At 48.7% G+C, this 19,716-nt stretch carries 17 protein-coding genes; 4 read left to right on the top strand and 13 right to left on the bottom strand.

What is annotated here, in order from left to right:
* Positions 1–7: 7 nt before the first annotated feature.
* From LRP49_RS21840 to aspA, 8 genes are all read right to left on the bottom strand, one after another.
* A complete protein-coding gene (locus LRP49_RS21840; RefSeq protein ID WP_274144964.1) occupies positions 8–505 on the bottom strand; it encodes a hypothetical protein in 498 nt (165 codons plus the stop codon).
* A gap of 127 nt (positions 506–632) precedes the next feature.
* On the bottom strand, positions 633–2,360 hold the full coding sequence (locus LRP49_RS21835) for a sodium:solute symporter family protein (RefSeq protein ID WP_274144962.1): 1,728 nt from the start codon (positions 2,358–2,360) through the stop codon (positions 633–635).
* 13 nt (positions 2,361–2,373) lie between these two features.
* Complete coding sequence (locus tag LRP49_RS21830) at positions 2,374–2,640, bottom strand: DUF4212 domain-containing protein (RefSeq protein ID WP_078753692.1); 267 nt, start codon at positions 2,638–2,640, stop codon at positions 2,374–2,376.
* Positions 2,641–2,831: 191 nt separating this feature from the next.
* Entirely contained in the window at positions 2,832–3,464 is a 633-nt protein-coding gene (locus LRP49_RS21825) for a MarC family protein (protein WP_274144960.1), read from the bottom strand.
* A gap of 104 nt (positions 3,465–3,568) precedes the next feature.
* The gene (locus tag LRP49_RS21820; RefSeq protein ID WP_274144958.1) at positions 3,569–4,207 is read right to left on the bottom strand and encodes a response regulator transcription factor; all 639 of its coding nucleotides are present in this window, start codon (positions 4,205–4,207) and stop codon (positions 3,569–3,571) included.
* Positions 4,208–4,342: 135 nt separating this feature from the next.
* Complete coding sequence (locus tag LRP49_RS21815; protein WP_274144956.1) at positions 4,343–6,187, bottom strand: protein-disulfide reductase DsbD; 1,845 nt, start codon at positions 6,185–6,187, stop codon at positions 4,343–4,345.
* Between the two features lie 135 nt (positions 6,188–6,322).
* Positions 6,323–7,630, bottom strand: coding sequence for an anaerobic C4-dicarboxylate transporter (locus LRP49_RS21810; RefSeq protein ID WP_274144954.1), 1,308 nt, complete (start codon positions 7,628–7,630; stop codon positions 6,323–6,325).
* A gap of 250 nt (positions 7,631–7,880) precedes the next feature.
* Entirely contained in the window at positions 7,881–9,341 is a 1,461-nt protein-coding gene (gene aspA / locus LRP49_RS21805) for an aspartate ammonia-lyase (RefSeq protein ID WP_274144952.1), read from the bottom strand.
* A gap of 365 nt (positions 9,342–9,706) precedes the next feature.
* Here aspA and LRP49_RS21800 point away from each other — a divergent pair, with 365 nt between their 5' ends.
* A complete protein-coding gene (locus LRP49_RS21800; protein ID WP_274144950.1) occupies positions 9,707–10,213 on the top strand; it encodes an FxsA family protein in 507 nt (168 codons plus the stop codon).
* A gap of 57 nt (positions 10,214–10,270) precedes the next feature.
* Here LRP49_RS21800 and LRP49_RS21795 read toward each other — a convergent pair whose 3' ends face one another.
* The 4 genes from LRP49_RS21795 to LRP49_RS21780 are packed head-to-tail and all read right to left on the bottom strand — an operon-like array spanning position 10,271 to position 15,016.
* On the bottom strand, positions 10,271–12,226 hold the full coding sequence (locus LRP49_RS21795; protein ID WP_274144949.1) for an acetoacetate--CoA ligase: 1,956 nt from the start codon (positions 12,224–12,226) through the stop codon (positions 10,271–10,273).
* 8 nt (positions 12,227–12,234) lie between these two features.
* Positions 12,235–12,855 carry a maleylacetoacetate isomerase gene (maiA, locus tag LRP49_RS21790; RefSeq protein WP_274144947.1) on the bottom strand — a complete coding sequence of 207 codons (621 nt, stop codon included), beginning with the start codon at positions 12,853–12,855 and terminating at the stop codon, positions 12,235–12,237.
* A 15-nt stretch (positions 12,856–12,870) separates the two neighbouring features.
* Positions 12,871–13,851: a fumarylacetoacetate hydrolase family protein gene (locus tag LRP49_RS21785; RefSeq protein WP_274144945.1), complete on the bottom strand. Its 981-nt coding sequence runs from the start codon at positions 13,849–13,851 to the stop codon at positions 12,871–12,873.
* 28 nt (positions 13,852–13,879) lie between these two features.
* On the bottom strand, positions 13,880–15,016 hold the full coding sequence (locus LRP49_RS21780; protein ID WP_274144943.1) for a homogentisate 1,2-dioxygenase: 1,137 nt from the start codon (positions 15,014–15,016) through the stop codon (positions 13,880–13,882).
* 117 nt (positions 15,017–15,133) lie between these two features.
* Between LRP49_RS21780 and LRP49_RS21775 the strand changes: the two genes are divergently transcribed.
* The gene (locus LRP49_RS21775) at positions 15,134–15,580 is read left to right on the top strand and encodes a MarR family winged helix-turn-helix transcriptional regulator (RefSeq protein ID WP_274144941.1); all 447 of its coding nucleotides are present in this window, start codon (positions 15,134–15,136) and stop codon (positions 15,578–15,580) included.
* Here the strand turns inward: LRP49_RS21775 and LRP49_RS21770 are convergent.
* Positions 15,577–16,935, bottom strand: coding sequence for an MATE family efflux transporter (locus LRP49_RS21770; RefSeq protein ID WP_274144938.1), 1,359 nt, complete (start codon positions 16,933–16,935; stop codon positions 15,577–15,579). The two genes, LRP49_RS21775 and LRP49_RS21770, sit on opposite strands and share 4 nt — an antisense overlap.
* 325 nt (positions 16,936–17,260) lie before the next feature.
* On the opposite strand from LRP49_RS21770, the gene LRP49_RS21765 reads away from it, so the two are divergent.
* The gene (locus LRP49_RS21765) at positions 17,261–17,551 is read left to right on the top strand and encodes a co-chaperone GroES (protein ID WP_067419430.1); all 291 of its coding nucleotides are present in this window, start codon (positions 17,261–17,263) and stop codon (positions 17,549–17,551) included.
* 45 nt (positions 17,552–17,596) lie between these two features.
* Entirely contained in the window at positions 17,597–19,234 is a 1,638-nt protein-coding gene (groL, locus tag LRP49_RS21760; RefSeq protein WP_274144937.1) for a chaperonin GroEL, read from the top strand.
* The last annotated feature ends 482 nt before the right edge of the window (positions 19,235–19,716 follow it).

Genomic DNA, 19,716 nt, shown 5'->3' with positions numbered 1-19,716 from the left:
GTTTTAGCTACTGACTTTTTTGCTCTTCCGTGAAAAACGTTTTGTATTCCACAAAGGTGGTTGGTGCTTCTCCGTAGTAGAGTGTTCCTTGAGATTTCACGACAAGATGCAGTTCGCTCTCTTCGTTTGCAGGGGCCGGAAGGTCCACCATCCACTCTTTGCCTGACTTGTTGTTCTTCTCCATATCTACCGGAGAGCCAGCTTGTTCTTTATGCTGAATCAGACCAATCTTTGCACCTTCAAGAGGGAAGTCTGAAGTCAGTTTGAGGATGACGGCATTTTCCGTCAGCGTTTCTGAACGAAGCTCAATTTTGAAATCACCATTCACCATCGAGCATAACCCGCTGGTGTAGCGACAGTTTGAGCGTGCAGCGAGCTTGTATGTTTCTCCTTCCTTGGCGGCTAAAGGCTTTTCACTGACCGCAAGGTCAATGCCAAAATAGGCGATGATGGCCAATATTGGCGCAACGATCATCGCTAAAATTACGTGCTTGTTTTTAAACATAATAATAGGCGTAGTACGCTTCCATCCTTGGGCTTACGGCTAAACAATACCCTAGCTGAGAGATAAAAAAAGCCCCGAGACGGGGCTTTTTAGCGGTTACGTGACGCTTAGCAAAGCCATTATCTGATTAGTGCGACTGAGCATCACCTGCGCCTGTTGGTACACGTACGTGCTCAACAAGGTCTTTCACTTCCTGCGGCGTTTCTTCCGTTACACGAGAAACCAGGTAAGCAACACCAAAGTTGAACAGTGCACCGATTGCGCCAAAGGCATTTGGCTCGATGCCAAAGAACCAGTTGCTGCCCCAGTCTTGCAAGAATTTCCAATCAGCAACAAACAGGATGCCTTTGTGTTGGAATACATAGAACAAGGTAACACTGATACCCGCAATCATACCGGCAATTGCACCTTCTTTGTTGATGGTCTTCGAGAAGATACCCATCATCAGTGCAGGGAAGATTGACGAGGCTGCCAAGCCGAAGGCGAGGGCCACTGTACCTGCCGCAAACCCAGGTGGATTGAGGCCGAGATAACCAGCAAGTCCGATTGCGACAGCCATTGCTATTCGGCTAGCAAGGAGCTCGTTTTTCTCAGAAATACTCGGTCGAAGTACCCCTTTGAGCAAGTCATGAGATACCGCCGAAGATATCGCCAATAGCAGACCTGCTGCGGTTGAAAGCGCGGCCGCTAAGCCACCTGCTGCAACCAATGCAATTACCCAGTTAGGCAGTTTCGCAATCTCAGGGTTCGCGAGAACCATGATGTCACGGTCAACTTTTAACTCATTGGTTGCTGAGTTTGAGGTGTACTGGATCTTGCCGTCATTGTTCTTGTCATCGAAGCCAAGCAGGCCGGTTTTTTCCCAGTTCTTAAACCAATCAGGACGCTCGTCATAGGCGAGGTTCTGACCTGACGCTGGATTTACTGTATCCATAAGGTTCAAGCGAGCCATTGCTGCAACAGCAGGTGCCGTGGTGTACAAGATTGCAATGAAGAACAGAGCCCAACCCGCAGATGTACGCGCATCACGCACTTTCGGCACGGTAAAGAAACGGATAATTACGTGTGGCAGACCTGCGGTACCGATCATCAGTGACATGGTGTAAACGAACATGTTGAGTGTGTCACCACGAACGGATGTCGTGTACTCGGTAAAGCCGAGCTCAGTGACCACCTGATCAAGTCTGTCTAGCAGGTATTGATCTGTACCAGTCATGGTTCCGCCAAGGCCTAGTTGCGGCAGTGGGTTACCTGTTAACTGCAGTGAGATAAATACGGCTGGAATGGTGTATGCCAAGATCAGTACACAGTACTGTGCGATCTGGGTATAGGTAATCCCTTTCATGCCGCCCATTACCGCGTAAAGGAATACGATCGTCATACCAATGTACAGACCCGTGTCGTAGTCCACTTCAAGGAAGCGACCGAAGGCAACGCCAACACCTTTCATCTGACCGATAACGTAGGTAATAGAAGCGATGATCAGACAAATTACAGCAACAACACGTGCGGTATTGGAGTAGAAACGTTCGCCGACGAACTCTGGCACTGTGAACTTACCAAATTTACGCAGGTAAGGCGCAAGCAGCAGTGCGAGCAGCACGTAGCCGCCGGTCCAGCCCATCAGGAATACGGAACCGCCGTAGCCCATGAACGCGATAAGACCAGCCATGGAGATGAACGATGCTGCAGACATCCAGTCCGCCGCGGTCGCCATGCCGTTTGCAATAGGGTTTACCCCACCGCCCGCAACATAGAATTCTTTTGTTGATCCTGCTCTCGCCCAGATAGCGATACCGATGTACAGGACAAATGTGGCACCTACAACGAGGTAGGTAATTGTTTTAAGATCCATCTTCCTTTTCCCCTTATTCGTCGTCTACGCCGAATTCGCGGTCAAGCTTTCGCATTTGACGCGCGTAAACGAAAATAATGCCGAGGAAGACATAGATTGAGCCTTGCTGGGCAAACCAAAAACCAAGTTTGTAGCCACCGATCTGAATCGTATTCAGAGCGTCAACAAACAAGATTCCACAACCGAACGACACCACAAACCAAATAGACATCAGGATGACCATCAGTTTGAGATTTTTGTTCCAGTAGGCCTGTGACTGTTCCTTTGTTTCGAACGCCATTGCCATCTCCTTATCAGACACGTTAACGGATTGTTACGTTCTGACAATAGCAGCCTTATTTATCGGAAACACTGCAACTTTAGTCGACTGGGTATTTGCCATAAAGTGTTCGAACTCAGGGTTTTATGTGACACCTAACCGTTATCGGGTAAGTTAACAACATGTTAACTTACCCAAAGGTCTAATAGCCTTTAGGCTAAGGTGTAAAAATCGAGAATACCCTGTAGCAAATTACTGGTTGCAACTGATGCAAGTATTAAACCCATAACGCGACTTATGATCGAAGCACCGACATGGCCGATAAATCGATGGATAACATTGGCACCAAGAAGAAGCAGTAAGGTGATGGCTAATACAAGGAGCATGATCCCTGCGGTAATCGCTTGTTCAGCAATGGCAAAGCGGTGGTTATCGGTGAGTAAAACAATCGCCATCATCGCACCTGGAGATGCGATGGACGGGACGGCAAGAGGGAACACTGCCGTTTGAGAAAGATCGGAATGAGTCAGCGATTCACTGCACATTCGCGTTTCTTGGTCGGGTTTGCTTTCCCCAAAAATCATCGTTAACGCAAACAGCAAGAGTACAAGTCCGCCAGCAGCTTGAAATGCGGGTAAAGGTATTTGCATTGCTTCAAGAAGAAGCTGCCCAGCAACAAGGAAAAACAACAAGATCAACGTGGCAATCATGACCGCTTTTAATGCCACAATACGTTGCTGCTTTTTGCTCATATGGTTGGTTTGAGACAGATAGACGGGAATAGAGCCAATCGGATCGATAACAGCCCAAAGTACGACAAATTGAGTGAATAACACGCTTAACAAGGTTGGCCTCCTGATACGTGATAAGAGAAGGTCAGTTGACTCGAAATGAGATCGAGCCTTGAGGCGAGATTATAGGTAAGAAAGTTGAATAGTGCCTGACTGAGTTAGGTGTCAGTATCAATTTGCTGCAATAAAATCACTGCTTGGGTACGGTTCTTTACACCCAGCTTTCTGAAAATAGCCGTCATGTGCGCTTTGATAGTGGCTTCAGATACATCCAACTCATAAGCAATTTGCTTATTAAGCAGACCATCAGACAGCATGTTGAGGACTTTGTTTTGTTGTGGTGTCAGTGAGGCAATTTTTTCCAATAAGGTTTCTTCTTCGCTTGCTTCACTGAAATCAATGCCGTCTGGAAAGCAAGGTTCGCCTTCAAGGACGGTATTGAGGGAGCTCACTAGCTCGCGCATGTCACTAGATTTTGGAATGAATCCAACGGCACCATTAGCTTTAACCTGACGAACGACAGAGGGTTCTTCACTCGCTGAAACGACCACGATGGGAAGCTCCGGGTAGCGAGCGCGCAATTGAATCAGACCAGACATACCGTTAGCACCAGGCATCTTTAGATCAAGTAACAGCAAATCGATGTCTGCTTCTTTCTCAAGCAAGGCAGTTAGGCTATCGAGAGAGTCTGCTTCTAATAAATTCGCACCACTGATCGCCATATGCACTGATTGAAACAGTGCATTACGAAACAGTGGATGATCGTCAGCGATTACGATGGTGTAGTGAGCGTCCATGGCGAATTCGTTAATACCTCTTTAACAAAAACGCTAACACTCAGCGATGAATTGATCAATTTGCATAAGCGGGAAGTAAGAACTTGATCCCCCGTCATTTGTGGGCAATGTCGGGGGGATCAAGTTTGTTTGCAATCAGCCTTCAGATTTAATCAGCTGATTTTGCTCAAGATGCGAGAGAAAAGGCGTTGCCTCCATAAAACCTGTCAATCTGGCTGCAGGCATTGGTTCACCGTTCGCATCCCAAAAGTCCAAGGTTGGTAGTCCCAAGACATTCAGAGACATCAGCAATTTGATGTCCTGTGGACGGTTGGCGGTGACATCTGCTTGCAGCAGCACAAAGTTTTGCAGCTCAGGCGCAACCTCGGCGTTGTGGAAGGTGTACTTTTCAAATTTCTTACATGCCACACACCAATCGGCATAGAAGTCCAACATCACAGGTTTGCCCGCCGCTTTGGCAGATGCCAGTTCGCGGTTCAGATCATCAATGGTCGAGATTTGGATGAACTCCACCGACGGCACTTCCGCCTTGGCACTGGGGGTGAACATGGTGTTGTAGGTATACACGGCTCCGCCGCTCAATCCTAAAATGGCAACAATGCCCAAGGCACTTGCCAGTTTGCCCGGCTGAAGTGTGCGACTGATATGATACAGCCAGCCGAGTGAGACCAGCATCCACACCGCCCACAACCACACGCTGACAGTTTCAGGCAACAAACGCTCGAGCAAGAAGATTGGCGCGGCAAGCAAGACCAGACCGAAGAAGGTCTTGACGCGATCCATCCATGCACCTGCTTTTGGCAGCAGCTTGTTGCCAAACATGGCTGCAAGGATAAGCGGAATGCCCATGCCTAAAGCCAGCGCATACAAAGTCACGGCACCTGTCAGTAAATCGCCGCTTTGGGCAACATACAAGAGCGCACCTGACAGTGGTGCGGTGGTGCACGGCGAGCAAATCAAACCGGAAATTGCGCCCATGGAGAACACACCCAGATTGCTGCCGCCTTGTTGTTGATTGCTCATCTCGCTGAGTTTGGTTTGCAGACTGGCAGGTAATTGCAGGTTAAACACGCCAAACATCGACAGTGCTAACAGGATAAACAGACTGCTCAAACCCATCAGTACATACGGGTGCTGGAATGCTGCCTGAAACTGCAATCCGGCAGACGCCACGACCAAGCCCAGCAGGGTGTAGGTCAGTGCCATGCCTTGTACGTAAAGCATGGAAAGACGGAAGGTCTGACCGTGTGATTTCTTGCCGCCACCCAGCACAATGCCTGTCAGAATGGGATACATCGGTAATACGCAAGGTGTGAAGGCTAGGCCAATACCCAATCCCAAAAATAGCAGCGGTTGCCACCAATTATCACTGAGGCTACCGACTTGGGTTTGCGAGTCATTTGTTGCAGGTGCTGCATTGCTAGCCGCAGCGGGTGCAACTTGGCTTGGCTTTTGACCTGCAGAAGCAGTGCTGCTTGGTGTATTGCTATATTCAGACGCAGCACCAGATACCGCATAAAGTGGGATGGTGATGGATTCGGGTGGATAACAAAAACCGGCTTCCGCACAGCCTTGATAGGTCACTTTTAGCGACGCATTGTCCGTCGATGATAGCAAAGGCACGGTGACCGTTAGAGGTTGCTTGTAAATCGATACTTCGCCAAAGAATTCATCGTGATACGGCTGGCCTTGGCGCATGTCCAATGGCCCGATTTTAGCATCGGTACTTGGTGTTACTTCGATTTTGTCTTGGTACAAGTAGTAACCTGGCAAGACTTGCCAATCGAGGTAAACCTGATCACCTTGTTGAGTGAAATTAAATGGAAACGCCTGATCAACAGGGACAAATGCGGGGGCATTGCCAGCCTGTGAAGTCGGGCTGTTAAACAGCGAAAATTCTGCTTTCGCTGGGAGGGCACTAAAGAGTGCCAGCGCAAAAATTGCGAATAATCGGGAGCCTATTGTCGACATGGCCTTCATCAAAATGGTTTAAGAATAAGCGTTAAAGGAACTATATCACTGAGACCGGATAAGCCCGAAATCGTTTCCAGAAGAATGCAAATTTGAGGAAAAAGAAAAGGGCTCCGAAGAGCCCTTTAAGAGAATATTGCCTGATTACAGGACGATGCCTCCAACCACAAAGCCTAGTGCCACCGACGTGGTGATAGTCACGACACCTGGTACAAAGAATGGGTGGTTGAACACCAGATTACCGATACGGGTCGACCCCGTGTCATCCATTTCTACGGCCGCCAATAGGGTTGGGTAAGTTGGCAGAACAAACAGTGCACTCACCGCCGCAAATGAGGCGATGGCGGTAACTGGAGCGACGCCAATTGCCAATGCAGCTGGCATCAACGCGACGGTGGTTGCGCCTTGTGAGTAAAGCAACATAGAGGCAAAGAACAGCACCAGTGCCAGCATCCAAGGGTAGTCTTGCAGCAAGGTGCCAGCGACTTCTTTGATACCATCAACGTGGCCGTTGACGAAAGTCGAACCAAGCCATGCCACACCCAGAACACACACACAGGCGGTCATGCCTGAACGGAAAGTCGGTGCTGAAGGGATTTTCGATGCATCTATACCTGTCATACCGACAATCAGGGTCGCTGCAGCCAACATAAAGGTCATGATGGCTTCGTTACGGCCAAGCGTTGGGTTTTCAATGAGGCCGATCGAGTCAGAAATTGCCGCAGCGTATGCGACAACCAGCACAATGGCTGCCAGAAAAATGTACGTTGCTTTTTTCGCGGTTGGCGCGATTTCACGTTTGGTTTCGCCTTGCAGCTTGATCAGGCCTTTTTCCAGACGCTCTTGATAGATAGGGTCATCTTTTAGCTCGCAACCCATGAAGTTCGCGACAAATGCCCCCGCCATACAAGCGATAAAGGTAGTGGGAATACAAATGGCCAGTAGGGTTAGGTAATCCACGCCTACAGGGTCAAGAATGCCGGAGAAGAACACAACCGCCGCCGAAATGGGTGATGCTGTGATTGCTATCTGCGAGGCTACAACGGCGATTGATAGCGGACGAGATGGGCGAATGCCTTGCTCTTTGGCGACTTCAGCAATAACAGGTAGTGTTGAAAATGCTGTGTGGCCGGTACCTGCCATCAAGGTCATCAAATAGGTAACAATAGGAGCGTAAAACGTAATGTGTTTTGGATTTTTGCGCAGGAAGTTTTCCGCTTTTTCAACCAACCAGTCAAGACCACCTGCGACTTGCATCGCTGCGATGGCGGTGATCACCGACATGATGATCAGGATAACGTCGATAGGGATAAAGGTTTGGCTGGTCGGCATGCCCAGCAATAACGAAAGGACAATGACACCTGCACCGCCGGCAAGCCCGATACCAATCCCGCCAATACGTGCGCCAAGATAGATAAAGGCGAGTACGACGAATAACTCCAATACAATCATGGAATACTCCTGTTAAAGCTATAAAAATCAAAAAAACAAACGGAGCCACTGTCTTCGAGGTCAAACGGCCATTATCACCATGGGGTTGGTGTGGATTTTAGAGCGCAAAAACGTCGAAAAAAGTCTCTTCGTTTGGACTTTCGTAATTAGGAATGCGTTGTCAAAAAAAAGCGCGCGTAATGTAACACGATTTGAGCGTTGCACAGAGGTGAAAAAATGGGTACTCGTTGAGTACCCATCTTGATTTGAATTAGTTGTAGCGTTTCGCTTTGTACTGCGGGTGCATCAGGTTATCTATCGAGAAGATGTCATCCAGTTGCTCTTCGGTGAGCAGACCGCGCTCTAGCACTACGTCACGTACGTTTTTGCCAGTTTCTGCGCAGATCTTACCAACGATATCGCCCTCGTGGTGACCGATGAACGGGTTTAGGTAAGTCACGATACCGATTGAGTTGAAAACAAAGGCTTCACAGATTTCTTTGTTCACAGTGATGCCGTTCACACACTTCTCACCTAGGTTCACACAGGCATTAGCCAGAATCTCAATAGACTCGAACAGAGCTTGGCCAATCACAGGCTCCATTACATTCAACTGAAGCTGACCCGCTTCTGCTGCGAAGGTCACTGTGGTGTCGTTGCCGATAACTTTAAAGCAAACTTGGTTAACCACTTCTGGGATAACAGGGTTTACTTTTGCTGGCATGATTGAAGAACCTGCCTGCATTTCTGGCAGGTTGATTTCGTTGAAGCCTGCGCGAGGGCCAGAAGATAGCAGACGAAGGTCGTTACAGATCTTAGACAGTTTCACTGCCAGACGCTTAAGCGCGCCATGAACCATTACGTACGCACCACAGTCAGAGGTCGCTTCAATCAGATCTTCAGCTGGCGTGCAGTTCAGGCCGGTCACTTCAGCCAGACGTTGAACGGCCAGTTGCTGGTAGCCTGCTGCAGCGTTCAGACCTGTACCGATTGCGGTCGCACCCAAGTTAACTTCCAGCAGCAGTTCAGCGGTGTATTTTAGGTTCTTCACTTCTTCTTTCAGAAGTACGGCGAATGCATTGAACTCTTGACCCACTGTCATAGGTACAGCGTCTTGAAGCTGAGTACGGCCCATTTTCAGGATGCCACCAAACTCTGTGCCTTTTGCTGCAAACTCACTTTGCAGGTAAGTAATAGAGTCAACCAGTTTCAAGATGCTGTTGTAAACGGCAACACGGAAACCTGTTGGGTATGCACAGTTGGTAGATTGGCTCTTGTTGACGTGATCGTTAGGGTTAACAACGTCGTAGTCACCTTTTTCTTTGCCCATTAGCTCAAGTGCAAGGTTGGCAATTACTTCGTTCGCGTTCATGTTTACGGAGGTGCCTGCACCGCCTTGGTAAACGTCAGATGGGAACTGATCCATGCATTTGCCTGTTTCCAGAATCAGGTCACATGCTTTGATGATGTAATCGCCCACATCCGTAGGAATGACACCCAGCTCTTTGTTCGCCATTGCCGCCGCTTTCTTCGTGAAGACCATACCGCGAACGAACTCTGGCACATCTGAAATGGTGGTGCTTGAAATATTGAAGTTTTCAACAGCGCGAAGAGTATGGATACCGTAATACGCATCAGCTGGTACATGGCGTTCGCCAAGTAGGTCTTCTTCAATGCGCGTTGCAATATGAGGGGTTGTCAGATTTTTTTCGAAATCAATCGTTTGTGACATGATATGGCCCTAAAATGAATCTTATATTGGTTATTTTGTTAGCCAACAAATTCGCTGTAGAGTCCATTCATCAGAGAGTTTGGCCTGGGTATCCAGTTTTTTGTACCCGACGTAATGAAGGCGATTTTACTCGTACGTTTCAGCAAAAACATGAGTGAGATCACCATTTGGGATTAATGAGCACGATTTGCAAGGATCTGTGATCACGATCTTTATCTTACTGATTCAGCTCACGCATTGTTAACTGTCTAATAATATTCATACACTTATCCTTTCACGCTCTGACACATATTCACACCAAAGAGCCCTCTATATTTTCAAATCCGATGATATGATGAAGGGGTATCTATAAAGAGGTTTTTTCTGTGTTTCCTATTTTGCTCTTGATGTTCATCACTGTCCCTGTCATCGAAATAGCGTTGTTCATTCAAGTCGGTGGTGTGCTGGGACTATGGCCTACTGTTGCGTTGATCTTGCTCACTGCGATTGTCGGGGCGTCGTTGGTTCGTAGCCAAGGCTTGCAAACGCTGTTGACCGTCCAACAACGCCTTCAGCAAGGCGAATTGCCAGCACAACAAATTGTGGAAGGGGTTATGCTGGCGGTAGCGGGTGTACTGCTATTAACACCTGGGTTTATGACTGATGCCATGGGTATGGCAGTACTGTTGCCTTGGCCTCGTGCGTGGTTGGCAAAGCAGTTGATGAGTAAAGTCAAAGTGGCAAACTTTCAGACTGGCTTTCAGCAGCAAGACCCGTTTGGTAATGACCCGTTTAACCAACAAGGTTCATTCCGTGACAATGACAAGAGCGGAAGCACGTTTGAAGGCGAGTTTGAACGTAAAAATGACGATGAAAACAATCGCTTGAAGTAACAAATGTGATCAAAAAAAGCCAACCGATAGGTTGGCTTTTTTTATTGTGGACCGGTTTTAAGTTTGAAGCTCTGGTCTGTGTTTGTATTGCTCCAGCGATTCAGGATTATCCAGCGCACTCAGTTGCGCCACTTCCCGTCCGTGTACCACATCTCGCACAGCGAGTTCTGCCAGTTTGCCTGATTTGGTTCTTGGGATATCAGTGACAGACACTATCTTTGCTGGCACATGTCTTGGCGTGCAGCTGATTTTGATGGTGGAGCGAATTTTTCTCTCCAACTCATCATCCAAAGTGACGCCTTCGCGCAGTTTCACAAACAGCACCACGCGCACATCATTGTTCCAGTCTTGCCCAATCACCACAGAGTCCATGATCTCGTCGAGTTGATTTACATGACGATAGATTTCTGCAGTACCTATGCGAACGCCGCCTGGATTCAAAATGGCGTCTGAGCGTCCAAAGAACACCATGCCACCTTCGTTAGTCAGCTCGACATAATCGCCGTGGAACCAGATGTCTTCCATCTTCGCCCAGTAAGCGTTGTGGTATCGCTCTCCGCTGTCATCGTTCCAAAAGCCGACGGGCTGGTTCGGAAAGCTGTTGCAACACACCAGTTCACCTTTTTCATCCACAACAGCTTGGCCTTCACCGTTAAAAACGTTTACTGCCAGACCAAGGCCGCGCACCTGACTTTGTCCACGATATACCGGAGAAATAGGACTACCTAATACGAAGCAGCCGCAAATGTCGGTGCCTCCGGCAATCGAGCTGAGCTGCAAATCTTGCTTGATGTTGATGTAAACATAATCAAACTGCTCGGGAGCCAGCACAGAGCCGGTTGAGCACAAGGTACGAAGTGTAGCAAGCGAGTGCTCTTTCTCTGGGGAATAGTGATGCTTTTCGAGGGCTTCAAGGTATTTGGCTGAGGTGCCAAACAAAGTGACTTTTTGGGTATCGGTCAGTCGCCACAGCACGCCCGCATCAGGATAAAACGGCGAGCCATCAAACAGTACCAAGGTTGCGCCACTTGCCAACGCACTCGCAAGCCAGTTCCACATCATCCAGCCGCAAGTAGTGAAATAGAAGACGCGGTCGCCCACTTTCACGTCTGAGTGAAGTTGGTGTTCTTTTAGGTGGTTGAGCAGCATTCCGCCGACACTGTGGATGATGCACTTGGGCTTGCCTGTGGTGCCTGATGAATAAAGCACATACAACGGCGCGTTAAATCCTACGCGAGTGTAACGAAGGGGCGGCGCGTCTTCTTCGAGGATCTCAAGCCAGTCGTCTTCATCATCGTTGAGTTCGATGGTATCGACATAAGGAATGACCACCATGTGGGTCAGATTCTCCACGCCTTGCCTGACTGAGCGCGCTTTGATGAGGTTGTCGTGAGACTTACCGTTATAGAGGTAGGCATCCGTGGTGAACAGTACTTTGGGTTGTGTTTGGCCAAAGCGGTCTAACACACTGTCGATGCCAAAGTCTGGAGAGGTTGACGTCCAGATAGCACCCAGAGATGCGGTTGCCAGCATGGCAACAACGGTTTCTGCGATATTTGGCAAATAACCTGCCACCACGTCGCCTTGTTCCACGCCACATGAGCGCAGGTAATGGGTGACGCAGCTAACTTGACGTGCCAATTCTTGCCAAGTAATAGAGGTGGCAATTTCATCTTCGCCAGAAAAAACAATGGCGTCTTTGTCCGGCATATCGGCTGCCCATTGCAGTAAGTTTTCTGCAAAGTTCAGTTCTGCATCGGGAAACCAGCGACTGTGCTGGTGAGGGGCTTTTTCTGGAATATCGACAATTCGCGCACCGCGCTCGCCGACCACGTTGCCGAACTCCCACAACTCGGTCCAAAAGAGATCGTTGTGTGTGATTGACCAATCGTACAACTGGGCGAAGTTAACGAGCTTTTCGTTATGTTGACGGTTTATTCCATCCATGAAGTCCGTGAGGTTTGCATTGGCGAGTCGTGTTGAGCTCGGTCGCCAAAGTGGCTCTTGTGACATGCTTTCTCCTAAACATTGTCTGGGTGCGCTTTTGCAAATTCCGGCAGATTTTGGCAGCGCTGCTCTATTTCTCTCAGGGTAGGGTAAGGAGTCAGATCGACAGAAAAACGACGTGCATTAAACAGTTGAGGGACGAGGCAAATATCAGCGAGCGTTGGGACAGAATCACAACAATAGGTGTTTTGGTTGCTTTCCAGTTTCTTTTCCAAAGCGTCTAAGCCGATAGATACCCAGTGCCGATACCACTGCAGTTTTTCTTCATCGCTGTGGTGCATTGCGCCGGTTAGGTGCTGAAGGACTCGAAGGTTGTTGAGCGGATGAATATCACATGCGATATCCAATGCAATGGCGCGGCATTTAGTTCGTGCGACACGATCGGCAGGCAAAATTGAAGGAGAAGGATAGGCCTCTTCCAGATACTCAATAATCGCCAGAGATTGCGTCAACACTTGTCCGTTGTCGACCAAGGTTGGCACCAATCCGGAAGGATTAAGCGCGCGGTAGTTGTCTTTACCTTGTTCGTTATCCAGCAATGAAATGGACTGGGCTTGATAGCTCAGTCCTTTCAGGTTTAGGGCGATACGAACACGATAGGACGCGGACGAGTTCTTATAGTCAAAGAGCTTCATATTGTCTCTCCATCATTACTCGAACGGGACAACTTCCTGCTCAATGCGTCCGAAAATCGAACGTCCTTGCGAGTCAAACATTTCGATGCTGACCCTATCACCGTAGTGTAAGAAGGGGGTGTTAGGCGAGCCGTCTTCCAGAATTTCCAACATTCGTCTCTCTGCTATGCAACAAGACCCTTTTGAGCGATCCAAATTGGAGACGGTGCCGGATCCAATAATGGTGCCTGCAGACAAGTGTCTAGTCTTTGCTGCATGCGCTACGAGCTCGGAAAAATCGAACGTCATATCAACGCCTGCATCGGGCGCACCAAACTGCTCATTGTTAAGATGCACGTTAAGGGGAAGGTGCACTTTGTGGGACTCCCACACATCGAAAAGCTCATCCGGTGTAATCGCAACAGGCGAGAATGCAGATGCGGGTTTAGATTGGAAAAAGCCAAACCCTTTTGCCAGCTCGCTGGGAATGAGGTTTCGAAGCGACACGTCGTTAACCAGCATCACCAGTTTGATGTGCTTGCCTGCATCTAGCGGTTTGGTAGCCATCGGGACATCGTCAGTGATCACAGCCACCTCGGCTTCAAAGTCACATCCCCACGCTTCATCGCAAAGTTCGATGTCATCATAAGGGGCAAGGAAACGGTCTGACATGCCTTGGTACATCAGTGGATCTGTCCAGAAGCTTTTTGGCATCTCTGCGCCACGGGCTTTTCGAACCAGTTCGACATGGTTAACGTACGCACTTCCGTCGGCCCATTGGAATGCGCGTGGCAAGGGGGAAGCACACTCTTTCGGGTTAAACGGAAATCGTCCGGCTACTTTGTTGTCATTCAATGCGTCATAACGCGCTTGCAGCAAAGGGGAGAGAGTGTCCCATTCGTCGAGCGCATCTTGCAGTGTATAGGCAATGTCGGAGGCATCGACGGCTTGGCTCAGATCGCGGGAGACCAGAATCAATTTTCCATCGCGGCGGTGTTTTAATGAGGCCAGTTTCATTGTTCTCTCCTTGTCTCGTTCAGGTCTGTCAGGCAGTTGGGGGTGTGCGCCAAGATTGGACGTAATCCGTTAACTCTGTGTGTTTCGCTGCCTCGCCCATGTCCAATGGCATGCGGGTATCGATCATCACTGCGACTTCATCGGTTTCTGTTTTGGTGGCTCGGGCACCAGCTGCGAAGGCTTTGGGATGTGGGCCGTGAGGGAAACCGCAGGGGTGGTGCGTCACCATGCCGGGATGAATGTTGTCGCGACTAAAGAACTCCCCTTTGTGGTAGAAGATGACTTCATCATAGTCGTCGTTGTTGTGATAGAAGGGCACCTTGAGTGCGCCGGGATCTGATTCGATTGGGCGAGGAACGAAGGTACAAATTACAAAGCCTTGCGCGACGAATGTCGTATGTGCGGAAGGTGGCAAATGGTATCGATGGCTCATGAGTGGGCGGATATCACGCCAGTTGAGTTTGAACACGGTGAGATTGCCTTTCCAACCAACCGCGTCAAGCGGGTTAAACGGATAGGTGATGCGGTTTAGGGCTTGTCGTGATTTTAGATAAACCTGCCACTCTTTGGGTTCTGCCCGTTGTGCCACGAATTCATCATCGATCCTTGGGTGTTCTAGTACGGCGGGGTCAAATACAGCATGATCGCCGACAATTCCTTTCTCAGCTGCCAGATACGATCCATGAGTGGCTTCAATCATCAATAGCGTGACTGGAGAGCTCGGCTCAATGCGCCAATTGGTTGAGCGAGGAATAATGAGGTAATCACCTTCGGAAAAGTGAAGGTGTCCATAGTCGCAGTACAGCGATCCTTCTCCTTGGTGCACAAACAGGCAGTCGTCACCGTCGCCGTTTCGCACCAGATAGTCCATTTCTGCTTCGCACCGCCATATCCTGACACGGACATTGGCGTTGGAAAGTAAAACTGGTGCCGTCATGGGATTATCCGTGGTGTCATCGACCCTGTTGGTGTCAAACGCATGAGGGCGCAAATCGCCCTCCCAATCCTTCCATCCTGTTGGTGCATGCAGGTGATACATGTGAGTGGCGGGGCCAAAGAATCCTTCCTTACCACACTCTCTTTCAAATGTGCCCTTTGGCAAGTCACAGTGGGCTTGTCGGGAGGCTTCTCCCTCAACGATTGGGAATGAAAACCACTTTCTCATGATGCTCTCCTGCACAGACCAAACGAAGAATTCAGCAAATAGTTTCAAATGAAACTATATTTTGAGTATTGGTCAGATTGGGCAGAATGCAAATTTGAAGGAAAGATAAGGAAAGCCATGAACGAACAACTACTGTCGCTAGATGATTTCCTACCATACAAACTGGTGCAAACCGCAGAGTTGGTGGCGGATAGTCTAGCCTCTCGCTATGAGTCGGAGTTTGGCATTTCGCGTCCGGAATGGCGCGTGATTGCATCGTTAGGTGCTCGTGACGGTGTTATATCTCGAGACTTAGCGAAGGAGACGCGACTAGATAAAGTGAAGGTGTCGAGAATATTGTCCCGATTAGAAGAAAAGGGGCTGGTAGAAAGAGTGGTGCATGAAGGAGACCAGCGTGCGGCGATCGTCCGGTTGTCAGATGCTGGAAGCACACTGTATCAACTGGTGGTTCCAAAAGTGTTGGAGTGGGAGCGCGCCATGCTGGACGGATTGTCCGATGCGCAATATCAAGTGCTGTATCAAGCTCTAGATGCGCTGCAAGTTCGCTCCCAAGAGTTAGCCTAGATCTCTTTTGCGATTGTTTTATCAATAAGTAGCTGACGTCTTAGTGATACGGCGACCGTATAAGCAACAATGCCGGCAATGGCATTAGCGATAGCGATACCAACAAACATACCTTCGGTGCCATCGACTAAACTGCCTAGCCACGCCATCGGCAAAAGCAGGATAAAAAGGCGCATCAGGTTTATGACAAAAGCGGTGACGGGTTTTTTCATTGCATTGAGTGCGCTGACTAACATCATCATGACACCCTGCATGCCGTAACTAGCGGGTACAACAATCAGGTAGTGCCAGAGTTTATTCTGTACAGCAGGCTCTTGGCTGAACATGGAGGCAATCGGCACACTAAGTGGCACCATCGCGATAAAGATAATGAACTGGAATACAATGGAAAAGCGCATTGCTCGAAAAAGAGCAGCAAACGCACGGGTTGGATTTCCTGCACCAAAGTTCTGCGCCATGATGGGGGTTAACGCCGAGGTCAGGGCCATCATCACAATCAACAGTAAAGACTCAACTCGCTGCGCCGCACCATAGGCCGCAACACTTGCTGTGCCTTGGCTCGCGAGGAGTGCCATTAAAATGGCACCAGATATTGGGTTCAGTGCATTCGACATCGCCGCGGGTGTACCAATCGACAATATATTTTTCCAATCCTGCAATAGAGTGCGAGGTGAAGGCCAAGCGAGTAACTTATCTCGCTTGATAAGCACATACAGTGAACCTACAAGTGCGCCGGCCCAACTGATTGCGCTGGCGATGGCTGCACCCTGAACACCCAACTCAGGAAATGGACCCAGTCCAAAAATGAGTAAAGGATCAAGAAGCCCATTGATCAAACCAGCGAGTACCATGATCTTTGCGGGGGTTTTGGTATCACCCGTTGCGCGAATGGCGGAGTTACCCGCCATAGGAATAACAAGAAGTGGAATCGTTAAGTACCACACGTTCATGTATTCGTGGATCAGTGGCAGTAACCGTTCGTGTGCGCCAAGGAGTGTGAAGAGAGGATCAATCGTGGCAAGCCCAATCATACTGGCGATAACAACAAGGATGATCGCCAATATGACACCATGACCTGATACGCGAGCCGCTTCTCGTTGTGCGTTTTGGCCGAGTAGCCGGGCCACGCCTGTCGACAGGCCAACACCGATCCCCATGGTGATGCAGTTAACCGCAAAGGTGATCGGGAAGGTAAAGCTGACCGCGGCCAGTGCGTCCGTACCCAATAGAGAAATAAAGAAGGTGTCGACCAGATTAAAGGCAAGAATAGCGACGAGCCCAAATACCATTGGGATCGTCATGTTTTTAAGCGTCTGATCTATTGAGCCTGACAGCAGGCCGTGCTTGTCTTTCATACCACTCTCAGCATTGGCTTCTATGAAAGGAAATGAATATAAACGGGTGGTTCAATATATTGCAGAGTAGATCCTTGAAAAACCAAGGCACGGCTACCCTAATCCATAGAATGTGATGGAGCAAAAGGTATTGGCCAAAAAAAAGGAAAAAATTTGCTTTATGCCCCTTGGGATTGAGATAACCCATCCCCACCTTATACCCAAATTGCTTTAAACCCATCGGCAAATGGCCGAGAGGGTTATACAGATTTCGGAACCTGCAAAGTGTGGCAGTTTCCTTTTCTATTTTTCACATGGATCACTACATTTATTCAGGAGACGACCAATGAACATTCGTCCACTACACGATCGAGTAATCGTTGAACGCCAAGAAGTTGAATCAAAATCTGCTGGTGGCATCGTTCTAACCGGTTCAGCTGCTGAGAAATCTACTCGCGGCGTTGTGCTAGCAGTTGGTAAAGGCCGTGTACTTGAAAACGGCAACGTGCTACCGCTGGACGTTAAAGTTGGCGACACCGTTATCTTCTCTGAAGGCTACGGCACCAAGACCGAGAAAATCGATGGTAAGGAAGTCCTGATCCTGTCTGAAAATGACATCATGGCTATCGTTGAGTAATTACTATTTCATCACTGAAGAACAGATTTAAAAAGGAAGAGAGAAATGGCAGCTAAAGACGTTAAGTTTGGCAATGATGCACGCACAAAAATGCTGGAAGGCGTAAACGTTCTGGCAAATGCAGTAAAAGTTACTCTGGGTCCTAAAGGCCGTAACGTTGTACTGGACAAATCTTTCGGTGCACCAACTATCACTAAAGATGGTGTATCTGTAGCGCGTGAAATTGAACTGGAAGACAAATTCCAGAACATGGGCGCACAAATGGTTAAAGAAGTTGCGTCTCAAGCGAACGACGCAGCGGGTGACGGTACCACTACCGCAACTGTACTAGCACAGGCAATCATTGCTGAAGGTCTGAAAGCTGTTGCTGCGGGCATGAACCCAATGGATCTGAAGCGCGGCATTGACAAAGCAGTTATTGCTGCTGTTGAAGAGCTGAAGGCACTTTCTGTTCCTTGTGCTGACACCAAAGCAATCGCACAGGTTGGTACTATCTCTGCAAACTCTGATGAGACTGTCGGTAATATCATTGCTGAAGCAATGGAAAAAGTTGGCCGTGACGGTGTTATCACTGTTGAAGAAGGTCAGTCTCTGCAAGATGAGCTGGATGTAGTAGAAGGTATGCAGTTTGATCGTGGCTACCTGTCTCCTTACTTCATCAACAACCAAGAGTCTGGTTCTGTTGATCTGGAAAGCCCGTTCATCCTGCTAGTTGACAAGAAAGTGTCAAACATCCGTGAACTGCTGCCTACTCTGGAAGCAGTAGCAAAATCTTCACGTCCACTGCTTATCATCGCAGAAGACGTAGAAGGTGAAGCACTGGCGACACTGGTTGTGAATAACATGCGTGGCATCGTGAAAGTGGCTGCTGTTAAAGCACCTGGTTTCGGCGACCGTCGTAAAGCAATGCTGCAAGACATCGCGACACTGACTGCAGGTACTGTTATCTCTGAAGAGATCGGTATGGAACTGGAGAAAGTGACGCTGGAAGATCTGGGTCAAGCGAAGCGCATCTCTATCACCAAAGAAAACACCACCATTATTGATGGCGCGGGTGATGAAGTGTCTATCCAAGGTCGCGTTGCTCAAATCCGTCAACAAATCGAAGATGCAACTTCAGACTACGACAAAGAGAAACTGCAAGAGCGCGTTGCTAAACTGGCAGGCGGTGTTGCGGTAATCAAAGTTGGTGCAGCGACTGAAGTAGAAATGAAAGAGAAAAAAGACCGCGTAGAAGACGCACTGCACGCAACACGCGCAGCAGTTGAAGAAGGCGTGGTTGCAGGTGGCGGTGTTGCACTTATCCGTGCAGCAAGCAAAGTTGTTGACCTGCAAGGTGACAACGAAGAGCAAAATGTAGGTATCCGTGTTGCACTGCGTGCGATGGAAGCACCTATCCGTCAAATCGCATTGAATGCGGGTGATGAAGACTCTGTTGTTGCGAACAACGTTAAAGCAGGCGAAGGTAACTACGGTTACAACGCAGCGACGAGTGAATACGGCGACATGATCGCAATGGGTATCTTGGATCCTACCAAAGTTACTCGTTCAGCACTTCAGTTCGCAGCATCAGTAGCGGGTCTAATGATCACGACTGAAGCGATGGTAACTGAAATGCCAAAACAAGATGGCCCAGCAATGCCTGATATGGGCGGCATGGGTGGCATGGGCGGCATGATGTAATCTACCGTTTCCCATCGGAAATAGAAAAAGCCCGCGAAAGCGGGCTTTTTTGTACCTTAAAGAAGCAGTTAGCAAAGATCCCCATTTTTATTGGCCTATAGAGCTGATTTCCATGATTGAGACTCGTTGAAAATAGCCGTGCGGAATCCTCAGATTGTGCTTTACTGAATAGTCTTGCGGTAAGACAGATGAAATGAAAGTGACATGTGACTGCAAAGAAGATCGATAGGCCGGATCTTGATCGGCCTTGATCCTTGTAATGTCCGTACGGTTTTTGTGCGAAAATGGGGTTTTCGTTCGATATTTGAGCGTTCAAACGTGAAAGTGTGACTTTTTTCAAAAAAGCACTTGCGACATTTTCTGAAGTTCCTATACTGCGCCACATCGACACGGGGCACGGCGAGTTAAGCCAGCAACGGAGTCAACGTTCTTTAACAATTTGACCAATGCAATCTGTGTGGGCACTCGTACTTGATAGACAA

Origin of the sequence: Enterovibrio qingdaonensis (genome assembly GCF_028683135.1) — a bacterium.
Classification (GTDB): Bacteria; Pseudomonadota; Gammaproteobacteria; order Enterobacterales; family Vibrionaceae; genus Enterovibrio; species Enterovibrio qingdaonensis.
This window is presented reverse-complemented; position numbering and strand designations above follow the sequence as displayed.